This is a genomic window from Pedobacter soli (genome assembly GCF_900101435.1).
GTDB lineage: Bacteria > Bacteroidota > Bacteroidia > Sphingobacteriales > Sphingobacteriaceae > Pedobacter > Pedobacter soli.
Window position 1 is genome coordinate 1 of the sequence record NZ_FMZH01000005.1, and the last position, 12,811, is coordinate 12,811.

Consider the following 12,811-nt stretch of genomic DNA (forward strand, 5'->3'; position numbering starts at 1 on the left):
TGTCACCTTTGGGCCCATTAATATTTGTCCAGGTGTTGGTAGTAGGGTTGTATACCCAGGTACCACTATCGTTGGTTACAATGGTAACGCCTGTACCCGGAGCACCTGCAGTACCAGATCCCGGAGTACCTGGTACGCCACTGGTACCCGGCATCCCCTGAACACCAACTACGCCTGCATCACCTTTGTCACCTTTTGGCCCTTTAATATTCGTCCAGGTATTAGTAGTAGGGTTATACACCCAGGTACCAGTACGATTGATTACGATAGTAACACCCGTCCCCGGCCCACCAGGCTGACCAGGCGTGCCAGGTATACCATCTTTATCAGGCTGCGATTCAACCAGGATAAAACCTGAATCTCCTTTCGATCCTTTAACTAAATTCCATTTTGTTCCATCGTTGTAATAAATGCCCGGAACAACATCATTATTGGTAGCCGTGTTGTAAACCATCATACCAGCCACATGTGCCGATAGTGGAAAAGCGTCGGTAGTGGTTCTTAATGCGACTCTTGTATGCAACAAGCCTTTATTTGAGCTTTCGAGTTCGAATATGGCGTCTTTGTTAGGTAGTTTTTTATCCGTTATTGTGCCATCCGTTATTTTTTGCTGGGCTAGTGCAGCATAGCCACTTAATGACAAACCTAAGCTAAGGAGTAAGCGTTTTTTCATTTGTTATACGTTATTGTTCTGTTCAGCATAGATCAAGGATCTGTTGCTTTAAAAATTTGCAATTCCTGTAGTTTCAGCATTACATAAAATAACCAAACGGCGTGCCCGACAGTTAGCTACTTATGGGATGTTGAGGATGGGACGGTTTTGAAAAATAAATCGTTTTATTTTCCGGTTACAAAGAAATAATTATGAAAAAACATACAGAAATTTATAAATACGCACATATACTTACCTAAAGTAAAACACTGACAAACAAATAGATAACACCAAAACAGCCTGCCTTCAGATAGGATAAAGCAAGTGAAAAGCTGGTGAAATTGTTATTTTCTGATTAATAACAATTCGTTTTGAAATGCGTAAACTTAAGACTACAAAAAATAAAATATACGAATTTTACCAAATGCGTGTGTTTGCGTAAAAGAATACAGGTGATTTTTATCGAAAAATTATGGCGTTTGAGCTTGGTTGTTGAAATGAAAAATGTAATGCAGCTGGGGGATACAAGCCCCGGCTAACGAGTGGTCGGGCACTCATCATATAGGTTATCATACCCAGCCTCCTGAACTGGGACAGGTAGTTGAAGGATTATCTTTAAGATTTGAGTGATGCCAGCTTTTACCGGCTGATTTTATTTTTTTTCACCCAAGATATGTAAGTAAATTTAAGGAGTGGATAATTCCATTACGTAAGACTCCGGATTTTGAAAGCCCAACCAAGGGGGAGTTCGTAATAAATGCTGCCCTCCTGACTTTATTTTAATTTTTAAGCGTTAGCCGTTTTTATTTCCATACATTGCTGCGTTCACTTTAACAAAATCTTTTCGAAGGTTGCTTAAAACCTCTTTCTGGCTTTCAAAAAGCATCTCTTCAGATATAATGGTTTTCATAAGGTGAATCTTGCCATATCGCTCTCCAAAACAATATCCATCAGTCATTGCACACACAAAACGCTCTCCACCACCTTGCATTTCATTTTCAAAGCCATGGTAAAGCGATCGGATATCATTATTTAAAACAGTAAAGGTAAAACCCCAGATTCCGGAAAAATAACGTTTTATAATATCGTCGCTGGAAGCCGAAAAATCTTTTACAATCCGTTCGCGGTATCGCTTAAAAAAATGAGGCGGAAATATTGTCGTAGTGCCATTTTCCATCGATATCACGGCAGCGTACAGACCCTCCGCCCGATTGTATAAACAACGCACACCAATAGTTGGGTTATGATAATCGCTCCTTTTCATAGCCATAAATGTTAGGATAAAGCGATTTTTATTTAACCTGCTGTAACACTCGTAAGAATAGCTAAACGGATACCGGCTGGCCTTTAAAACCCTACGCCTGAATTCTTTATGGCAATTCATTATTTTATTCGTGAGCGTTGCCAGGTCTTTAAATAGTTCGTTGTGAATTTCAATTAAAGCCATTGAAGATACTATCATAAAAACGCGTGTTTAGTTTGGCAAATGGACTGTTTTCAACTTTTCAGATATAATGGCGATAACCGCTGGTTTGTATGGTGTGATTTCGATCGAAATCCGCTTGCTTAAATTCATGGTAAATGGCTTTTAATTTAAAATTTAATTAACAAATCCTTTTCAAGCGTATAAGCAACGTCAATTGCGGTACACGCATTCATGAGCTGTTTACGCTACATTTTTATAAAAAATATGGGATATGTTAACCATTTAGCCAAAGATGGGCTTGCGGGGCAATGGTTAGCCGATACAGGTGATCATGGATTAAATATAAATAAAATTGGATAAAAAAGACATGCTTTTTTTAAAATTTAGTAACCCCCACATGGAATGATCGCACCTATCTGAAGTGAACTGCAGGAATTCTACGGATTTGAGGATAAATAAAGAAGCAAAACAGTAACTATTCGGCTTTTATCAAACTAACAAACAACTGCTTTCCTGCGGCGCTCAGGGTAAATTTCTCGCCCAGCTGTAAACGAAAAAAGCCAACTCGAATTTGGCTTTGTGCTCCTTCTGCCGGGCTCCCTTCGGCTGCGTTCAGGATAAACTTCTCGCCCAGCTGTAAACAAAAAAAGCCAACTCGAAAGTTGGCTTTGTGCTCCTTCTGCTGGGCTCGAACCAGCGACCCTCTGATTAACAGTCAGATGCTCTAACCGGCTGAGCTAAGAAGGAATCCGGCTATCCAAAAAACAAGTTTCTTTAAGCTTTGCAGCCAATATCCGCTTGCTTGTTTTGGGAGTGCAATATTAGCGCTTTAATCTGATTTATGCAACAAATATTTAAAATTTTATCAAACAAAATGGCCTTCCTTAAATAAAGAAAGGCCATTTTACTCATTTCAAACTGATTACCAAATAGTTATTGCAAACTACTTTACAATCCACGGTGCTAAATTAATATCATCAACACCATTATACTGTCGCATTAAAGCCTGGTTTAGGTTTTCGCCATTGGTGGTACGCTCAATATTGGGATACTGAAAACGTTTCGGTATACGCTGACTGTTACCTGTACCTGGCCCAACCTGAAATGCAGGTACACCCGTTCTGCGGTACTGATAATAAGCTTCGAAACCCGAGTTGCGGAAATAAGCAAGGTATTTCTGTGTCAGGATTTGCGTTAAACCTTTTGCGGTATTGCCATCATATTTAACAGCGGCTTGTGCATAATAATCGCTTTCGAAAGTAAAATTAACCGTGTAAGTTTCAAATTCTCCCAGTTTACCGTCTTTTTTCAAAAAGGTAACCGTATTGCTGCCATCGTGTATGCCATAAAAAGCAATAGACGCCTGAATTCCTTTTTTGTACCAGCTTTCAGCATCGCCGCTAACCCAACCGCGGTTAATCCCTTCGGCTTTAATGAAACACAATTCAGGGTAAGAAATAATGAAAGTATTTTCGGCAGTATAACCACTATAATAACGGTAACGGCCAATTAACGAGTATAAACCTTTCTGCACTTTATCCAGCATTACCCCCTGATCTTCGCCGGTGCTGGCACCCACGAAATTACGGTAATCGGTAAGGGCATAACCATTGGCTTCGGCAATACCCCTGGCAGGTTCAGCCACCATATAGGCGCGTGGGTCTTTCAGTTGCGAAAGGGTATTTAAATAAGTACCAGCCATGTTATAACGCAGCGCGTCGTTACCAAAGTTATCTTTATTGTTAGGGTATTTGTTAAAATTTTCATTATACACAAATTGCAGGTTATCAGCCATACTCTCCATTACCGGATATTTGGCAGCATTACCCAAAATAGTGGCAAACTGTTGTTTTACCTGCAGATCGGCATCATCTACACGGCTGCTCAGGTGAATCAACGCCCTTAACCTGAAAGTATTAACCACCTTTTGCCAGGCCGGCAAATCGTTTTTAAGGTAAATGTCGCCCTTAAGTTCTTTGTTACCCGCAGCAATCAATGCCGTTAAATCGGTATTGGCCTGATCTAACCAGGTTAACGATTGCTTGAAGATGTCTTTCTGGGTATCGTACTTTGGGGTCAGGTTGGCAAAACCTTTTAAGGCATCAGACATTGGCAAATCGCCTACCTTTAAACTCATTTTAATAAAGAAATAAGCTTTAAAGAATTTGGCTAATGCCAGGTATGGCTTGGCTACCTCGCCACCTAAACGGGTAGCTTCTTCTTCCATTTTACTTACGTTTTTTAAGGTCGTATAGTCAAGCGAGGCCCCTGTCCAGTCGTAATTATTGGTAGCGTAGTAAAAATAATTGGCGGCTGTATATTGGTTCCAGCGCTCGGTGCTCGAGAAAGGCGCCTCGTACATATCGTACAAAATACCATTAATAAGCAGGTTTGGCGGAACGTGTTCGGCCTGATTGGGATTATGGAAATTTTCTTCGAAGGTTTTCTTACATCCGGTTGCTACAGCCAGTGCGATGAAGAAAAATAGCATGCGATATATTGATTTCATGATCTTTGTTTTTTTTAATGGCTTAGAAAGTAACATTCAGGTTAAAACCAACACTTCGTGTAGTTGGCGTTTGCAGCGTAGAAGTACCCTCCCTGCCCGAATACTGGTCTACATCCACATCGTTATAGGTAGAATTGATAAAATAAAGCAGGTTACGGCCTACTACTGAGAAATTGGCCGAACGGATAAAGGTGCCCTCTAATAACTTTTTAGGCAACTGATACCCAAAAGTTACTTCGCGCAGTTTGGCATAGGTACGGCTCATCATGGTATTTTCTTTGGCGCCATAAAACACACCTAAATAATCCTGCAATAATACCGGTGTAGTATTGGGCGCAAAAGTAAGCTGATCGTAATTGGTAATTACGCCGGTAACCGGATCGAAATTTAGTTTACCGCTATTAGTAAGCACCACACCATCGCCTACCCAGGTACCTTTGTAATTGGGATCGTTTACGTGTACATAATCCTGGTAGCGGGCTTCGCCCATTTTACCCTGAATGGTTTCGATCTGGCGACCGCCCTGAAACGACTTCAAACGTACATAATCCTGCATTACCCCACCTACTTTTCCATCTAACTGAAAGCTAAACGAGAAGTTCTGATACCTGAACTTATTGCTAATGCTCCACACCCAGTTTGGATCGGCATGCCCCAACAGCTGGTTAACCGGCAGTGAAATCGGCGTACCGCTCGAAGTATGAATAACCTGTCCGCTTGGCGACTTTGCCAATACCGAGCCATAAATATTATCGATCCTGTCGCCAGCTTTGAAGAACTGATCAACTGAGGTTTCGCCCGGAGCCAGCTCTTTATAAATTTGCTTGTAGGTAGACCAGTTTACCATCACATCCCAGCCAAATTTATCGGTAAGCACCGGCGTACCCGATAAGCTTAACTCTACCCCGCTGTTTTGCGTTTTACGGCCATTAATGGTATTGGTTTGATAGCCGGTAGCCGGCGAAATATTCTGTTTAATGATTTTAGGACCATCGATGTAACGGAAGTAAGTAGCCTCAAAGCCTAACCTGTTCTTTAAGAACTTAAGATCGATACCACCTTCGTAATTGGTACGGCTTTGCGCTTTAACTGCATTTAAATCGATCAGGTTATCGGTATAATACGCACCGGTTTGGTTGTTATAAGTCGGCCTTACACTATAAGGAGAAGAAAGACCATAACCCGGACCACCATAAGAAGAGGTATATTCAGCTCCATAACCCAAAGGATAAGTTTGCAAAGGTGTGGCACCAATATACTCCAAAGTACCTAAACCCGGATCTTTAACGTTGGCATACGATGCACGAACTTTTGCAAAGGAAATAAAGGCAGGCATTTTCACATAATCAGATACTACCGAACTTAACGAAACCGATGGGTAGAAAGCTGAGTTATTGCTTGGTGATAGCGCTGAGTTTTTATCCACACGGCCAGTGGTATTGATATTCAGGTATTTTTTAAAGCTGATATCGACTGAGTAAAAAGCACTCAGCACCAACATATTCGAATTGAAGTTGAAAGCTTTTACCGGATTTTTCGAGTTAGAGAAATTGTACACATTTGGCACATTCAGGTAATCGGTTGTGGTAAAGCTGGAGTTATAACTGAAATTACGCGCGTTACCACCGCCAAATGCACTGATTTCGAACAAATCGCCAACATTTTTATTATACTTTAACAACAACTGCGTATTGTTTTCGAACATGCTGCGGCGATCTTCGCGGTAATCACCCAGTCCTTCTTCCCTGCCATAAGGATGTGCCGAAAAAGGCATTTTTTCTGTCCTTAACTGATCGTAAGTGGAAATTTGTGTTTTTAACATCACATCTAAACCTTTGGTCAGGTTATAGTTTAGCGAGGCATAACCGTTAATATCGTTCTTTTTATGACCACGTAACCACTCGTACGACATAAAATACGGGTTATGATAACGCTGATATTCGGCATAAATAGATTGAATACCTTCTTTACCCGCTTGCCAGTAATTTTTCATATCATCTATATTCCAGTCTGCACCACCCCAAAGTGTCATGTTATAAATTACACTGTTAGGGCCATAGTTTACATCCGGTATATTATCAGAAAACTGGCGGCTGTAGTTGATATAAGCTTCGGCCTTTAATTTAGGACTGATATTATAGCTACCACTTACATTAAAGTTATTGATGTTAAGCTGGGTATTCGGGATAATTCCTTTTTGGTAATTATTAGAAACCGACACCCTTAAATTGTACTTATCTGTAGCAGATGATAGCGCAATGTTATTAGCCGAAAGTAAACCAGTTTGGATAAAACGCTTTAAATTGTCTTTTCCACGGGCCACCCAGGGTGTTCCCTGGCGCACGCCATTTGCATCAACCGGACTATCGTATTGCGGAATTAACTGTCCTTCAAATTTTGGCCCCCAGATATCGTAATCGCCATCATTTAAACCTCCACCTTTACCATCGCCAAAAGCATAGGCACTGTGTTCGCCCGGTCCGTATTCATCCTGGCTTTTAGGCAGGGCAATAAAACCTTTATTAAATTGTGTGCTCGAGTTTAATTCAACTACAAAACCCTTATCGCTAAGCTTTCCTTTTTTGGTGGTAATTAGTAACGCACCATTGTAAGCCTGATAGCCGTAAAGCGCAGCGGCAGCAGGGCCTTTAAGCACGGTATAGGTATCAATATCATCGGGGTTGATGTTCCAGGTATCCGAATTGATCGGCACCCCATCTACCACCACCAGGTTTACGTTATTACCACGCAGGTAAAGCGATGAACGCCCTAAAAGCTCAGAAGAAACACCTACAGTTAAACCGGCAACTTTACCCACCAAACCGTTTACCGGGTTGGCTTCTCTGGCTTTTACCAAATCTGCTCCTTTTACCTCCTGAATGGCGTATCCCAGGTTCCGTTTTTCTTTGCGGATACCCAATGCGGTAACCACTACCTCATTCAGGTTTTTTGAATCTGTTTTTAAAATAATGGTCAGGGTATTTCCCGAAACCTGCACTTCCTGACTAATAAAACCGATAGAACTGAGCAACAGGGTCTCGCCTGTTTTGGCATCTATGGTAAAGCGGCCTGATAAATCGGTAGAAATGGCTTTTTTCGTACCTTTTACCAACACACTAACACCCGGAATTGGCTGCTGGGCATCGTCTTTAACAATACCACTGATTTTGGTTTGCGCCGAGGTAATTTCGGGCCCGAGCATTAGGCATAGCAAAGCCATGATGCCCAATGTCATCTTGTAAAAATGTTTCATAAATACGTAAACGTTAGGGTTTAATCTGATGCAATATTAGGTCATGAATGTTAGCCTAATACGAAGTTTCAGTTAACAAAACAACGTGTTTTTGTTTAGCATTTGTTAACTAAATATATCTTTAATGCTCTGTGCTGCATAACCCGCGCTAGCCGTCATTCCTTTGCCACCAATAGCAGTACGGATGTGGATACAATCGTCCAGATCGTAGGTTACAATGTGTTTGGTAGGATGTTGCGGATAAAACCCTGCCCAGGTACTTTGCAATTTGTTTACATCAAAATCTACAATACGCGCAGCCTCATCCAGCATCAGCTGATTAATGTGATGACTTAAATCAAAACCAAGATCATCGAAATGGTTTACATCTGCATATACGTGCGAATCGCCAATGATAATGCTATTATCTGCAGCTTGCTTAAACAGGATATGAATCCCCCACTTCTTCAATTCATCATAATGTTCAGGGGTTTTTACCGATTTAAAAGAAGGACAATAATGCTCAAAACTTTCATAACGGCGCGTGGTTAAACCGGTTAAAATATTACCAGACAAAGCTACATCAGTCATGGGCACCGTGCGCATCATCTGCAACTTACTTACCACAATACCGCTTTCGCTAAACAGTTCGGGGTAAAGCAGTTTAAATTCGTAACCGTTACAAATAATGGCTTTCTCTGCAGTAAAAACCACACTGTTGTTTCTTAAGCCAACTTCTACGCCATTGCCTTTACGTGTGCAGGCAGTTACAGGACTGTTGTACTGCAAGGTATAACCATTAAATTTAGCCTGCATATACTGCTGCAGACGGTAAATCATCAATTCGGGTTCTACGCTAATTTCTTGCGGAAAGAATATTGCCTCTTTTGCGTACGAGGCTTTTATAGCAGGATATTTATTCAGAATAGCTGCCTGTCCAAGCAGCTCGGTTTCGTAACCTAAAGTATCATAATGTGCTTTTAGCTCGTGTATTAAAGTTTGCTCATCATCATCTGATGCAATGTAAACACTACCGTTGTTACGCACCGAAATATCAAATTCCTGTTGGATAGATTTGTAGATTTCCAATCCGGCTACACCATACTCAAACCACTCGGCTTCCATACCCGAAGGCACCACCTGGCCAAAGTTACGCACAGTAGCTCCTACCGGAAAGTTATCTTTTTCTAACTGCAATACAGTTTTACCGGCAAGCAAGGCATGATAGGCATGGAAAGTACCCAATATACCTCCGCCAATTACAATAAGATCGAAATGTTTATTTGTCATGGAATTTTTATTCTGGTGCCCACCGGTTTAATTTTCCGGCCAGCACAAATTTATTTTTTATTATTATTCTGAAGCAGCACTCCACATCTGTTTAGCTTGAAGCGCTTGCTGTTTTTTATGTGTTAAAAGGGTTTTCCGTCTGAAATAAATCAGTGAAAGCACACTGCACAAACCACCAATAAGCGGCACGGCAATTAAGCATTGCTTAAAGAAATGCATCCAGCTTACATTGGTTTCACCAAATTCGTGCAGCATTAGTACCGAGAAACTACCTACATAACCAATAGAATCGGCCAGGTACATGATAAAGCCGATATTGCTTTTATAATGGAAATTGGCAATCATCCGTTCGAAGAATATGGCATTGTAAGGAATATAAGCCATATAAAGCCCCATACCTAAAAGCGCCATCCAGCTTACAGCACCTACATAGCCCCTATCAAAAAGAAATGTACTGAACCCAATTAATAAACAACCAGCTATAATCATGATATGAATCACGGTAAATGCTTTGAGGTTATCTTTAATCAGGATTAACAGGCCGATCATCACCAACACCACCACCGAGATCAGCGTATCAATCTGCGTGTAAATGTGGTTATCGTGAATGCCCAAACCATTCCATATTTCTACTTCGAAATTGTCGCGCATATCGCGGATGCAGGTAAGCAACACATAAATGACTATGGTAAGCACAATGCCCGGTAAAAAGGCTGCAATAAACTGCCTGCGCTGTTTTCCATCCATAGGCACCCGTTCGGTACGCAGTTGCCGGTCTTCTTTTGAAGGCGGAGGCATTACTTCCAGGCAAAAAACAAAAAAACAAAGCGGGAGTAGAAAAATAAGTCCGGTTAAAAATGGCATCCAGTAATCGCTTACCGCCGCCACCGACATTAGGGTACGCGCAACCGTTTTAACAAAACCCGAAGCAAATATTAAACTGATAGACATGAGTGCCCCCATAAATTCGGTTGTTTTACGGCCTTCCAAATAACTGAACACCAAACCCCAGATCATCCCCAGTGGAAAACCATTCAGGAAAAGGAAAACAATATTATAAGGCGCAGGCACCAGGGCAAAACCAAGTAAGGCCAGCCACGAAAAACCAATCAGCAGCATAATGCTCCGCGCACGGTTACTTTTACCCGATTCGGAGATAAACCGGATACCATAAAATTTGCTGAGGGTATAACCTACCATTTGCGCAACTACCAGCCAAACTTTATAATCGACATGCAGAAATTCCTGATGCTCGAAAGTAGCCGAAGCAAAGGCTTTCCTGAAAGCATACATACTGGTATAGCAGCCGAAAGCAGCAATACCACCGAGCACCGTAATTAACCAATATGGCCAGTTAAGGGCTCTTTTACGGGTTACATTCAGCAGACTCATCTTAACAACAAAATAAATTAAGCTGAACCTGCTGAAAAACATTACCCCAACAATACTGACACTTAACGGCTACGTCTGTTTTACAGAACGCTTTGATCTTGACTTCCATAAACTCTTACTTCAATAATGCAATAGTAAACAGAGTTTATTATTTGTAAACAAAAATTAAGTTATCAAATTGTTAAGTTTAGTCCAGGTAAACTAATGTTATTTTGCAAAAGCTTCCTGAACCGGTTTACCCCGCCAGCTCTGAGGTTGCTGCAAGCCCATTACCCAGGCTAAGGTAGCAGCGGTATCGTAAGTAATGATTACATCTTTAAGCTCATGGTTTTTACGCACGCCAGGACCTGCAATAATCCATGGAATCTGAATCTCATCTAAAGATTTACCTCCATGCCCTTTACCAGTACCACCATGATCGGCCGTTACTAAAACAATCGTTTCATCTGCTATACCTGCATCTTTAACCGCCAGCACAACCTTACCAATGCGCTGATCTACCGATTCGAGTTGTTTATAATATTCTGGTGTACGGTGCCCGATGGCATGCCCGGTGTGATCGGGTTCATCGAAATGCACAAAAGTAAAGTAGGGTTTTTCCTTTTTGATGATGGCTGCAGTGGTATCGGCACAAAAATCGTCTTTATCTTTTCCGTCAATCACAATATTAACAGCTTGTTTTTCAAAAAGATAACCAATACCTCCCCAGCTATAAACTACGGCTGTTTTAGCATCCTTCTTCTGATCTCTGATTACACTAAAAATGGTAGGGAATATGCCGTAAGCCGTTTTGGTGGCCGAAGGGATTTCGGGAACTTTGCTATCCCATTCGGTATAACCATGCTCAGTTGGGCCAGCCCCCATTAACAGCGAAGCCCAGTTTACAGCGCTCGAAGAAGGCAGTACACAACGTGCCTTATCCGTCCAAGAGCCATTACTCATTAGAGCCTTAAGGTTTGGCATTTTGGCTTCCTGCAGCGCATAAGCACCGAAACCATCGCAGCCAATTAATACTACGTGTTTGATTTTTTTAGACTGAGCCTGCGATGTCAGGCCTACGGCGAGCGACAAGAGTGCGCCCAATAAAATTTTCTTCATATTCATTTGTGTGTTTACCATCCTGTATGAATGGTGATTTATGAATATGAAGGTAGTTATTTTGTTAAGTATTAATAAACAAAGTTTAAAATATTATTCAAAGAAATAAATCACCAGCATCAGGGCTTTGGTATCGCCGATATTAACCGGTGTGTGTGAAAGCCGGCCATCAAAAAGCATCGAATCGCCTTTTTCGAGCACGATTTTCTTTTTAGAAAACTGGTATTCAACCTTACCTTCAATCATATATTTAAACTCGAAAGCTTCAGTTTTAACCATAGGACGATGCGCATTCACTTCCAGCTCCAGTAATACAAAATCGGCAGTTGAAAATTTAATGTTTTTAGTCAGGATCCTTGAGTAATTAAAACCCATGGCCTGTTCCTTTTCAAATTTTTGATATTGGTCCTTTCGCTTAACCAACACAGGCGCATCCTTTTTATGGAAGTTAATATCCTTAAAAAAGCTGTTTAAGTCAATTTGCAAGCTTTTGATAATATCCATCAACACCATGAGCGATGGTATGGTACGGCTGTTTTCGATTTGTGAAATAAGCCCTTTACTTACCGATGCCTTATCGGCAAGTTCCTGAACGGTTATCCCAAGTTCTTTTCTACGCTCTTTAATTTTTCCGCTAATCTGTAAAAGAATTTCTTCCTGCATATCCTAAATGGTATTGATGCCACTAATGTATTATTTTATTCCTGTAATCTATACCAAAAATTACAATCGTTACGTAAACGTTTTTCAACAGAAATAAGATACTTGAATTATGATGGTGATATGCAACAAAAGCAAAAACACTTAATACCCTTAATTCCTTAATGATGAATTACTTTCTTGACATTAAGATGTATGGTAAATAAAAAAGGATTGAATGTTTGAATAGTCAACATTCAATCCTCCGGTCCAGCGTTAACGATAATGGCCCGGCACCCAATGGCGACCACCGTGTGGGCCGATAACATAATGTCCGCGAACCCACTCGCCCCTTGGTGCACGGGTATGCACCACGCAGGCACTAAAATTTACAGCCATAACCAATAAGAGCAATGCATTTACAATCTTTTTCATAACCTAAATTTTAAATAAACAATAAATCAAGCTTTATGCTGTGTGTATAATTTGGACGAGGGCCAAAGCGGAAAGTTTAATTGGATTAAGAGATGGGAGATAAAAAAGAATCACCAGAATTAAAGGCTGTCAATCCTG

General features: G+C 41.0%; 9 protein-coding genes and 1 tRNA gene. All 10 read right to left on the bottom strand.

All coding sequences use genetic code 11. From position 1 onward, the window contains the following. A partial coding sequence (locus BLR37_RS25510) for a collagen-like triple helix repeat-containing protein (RefSeq protein WP_208599648.1) occupies positions 1-673 on the bottom strand: 673 nt, incomplete at its 3' end. Positions 674-1,445: 772 nt separating this feature from the next. Next, on the bottom strand, positions 1,446-2,114 hold the full coding sequence (locus BLR37_RS11845) for a hypothetical protein (RefSeq protein ID WP_090768851.1): 669 nt from the start codon (positions 2,112-2,114) through the stop codon (positions 1,446-1,448). Between the two features lie 637 nt (positions 2,115-2,751). After that, positions 2,752-2,825 (bottom strand) — tRNA-Asn (locus tag BLR37_RS11850). Between the two features lie 196 nt (positions 2,826-3,021). Next, on the bottom strand, positions 3,022-4,587 hold the full coding sequence (locus BLR37_RS11855; RefSeq protein WP_090769525.1) for a SusD/RagB family nutrient-binding outer membrane lipoprotein: 1,566 nt from the start codon (positions 4,585-4,587) through the stop codon (positions 3,022-3,024). 22 nt (positions 4,588-4,609) lie between these two features. Further along, positions 4,610-7,840, bottom strand: coding sequence for a SusC/RagA family TonB-linked outer membrane protein (locus BLR37_RS11860; RefSeq protein WP_090768853.1), 3,231 nt, complete (start codon positions 7,838-7,840; stop codon positions 4,610-4,612). Between the two features lie 105 nt (positions 7,841-7,945). After that, complete coding sequence (locus tag BLR37_RS11865; RefSeq protein WP_090768856.1) at positions 7,946-9,109, bottom strand: TIGR03364 family FAD-dependent oxidoreductase; 1,164 nt, start codon at positions 9,107-9,109, stop codon at positions 7,946-7,948. A 63-nt stretch (positions 9,110-9,172) separates the two neighbouring features. Next, positions 9,173-10,501, bottom strand: a complete 1,329-nt coding sequence (locus BLR37_RS11870) for a DUF5690 family protein (RefSeq protein ID WP_143009568.1) — start codon at positions 10,499-10,501, stop codon at positions 9,173-9,175. A gap of 207 nt (positions 10,502-10,708) precedes the next feature. Next, positions 10,709-11,599, bottom strand: a complete 891-nt coding sequence (locus BLR37_RS11875; protein WP_090769527.1) for an alkaline phosphatase family protein — start codon at positions 11,597-11,599, stop codon at positions 10,709-10,711. Between the two features lie 93 nt (positions 11,600-11,692). Then, positions 11,693-12,262, bottom strand: coding sequence for a helix-turn-helix domain-containing protein (locus BLR37_RS11880; RefSeq protein ID WP_039479337.1), 570 nt, complete (start codon positions 12,260-12,262; stop codon positions 11,693-11,695). 252 nt (positions 12,263-12,514) lie between these two features. Next, positions 12,515-12,673 carry a hypothetical protein gene (locus BLR37_RS25345; RefSeq protein ID WP_167356597.1) on the bottom strand — a complete coding sequence of 53 codons (159 nt, stop codon included), beginning with the start codon at positions 12,671-12,673 and terminating at the stop codon, positions 12,515-12,517. Positions 12,674-12,811: the final 138 nt, after the last annotated feature.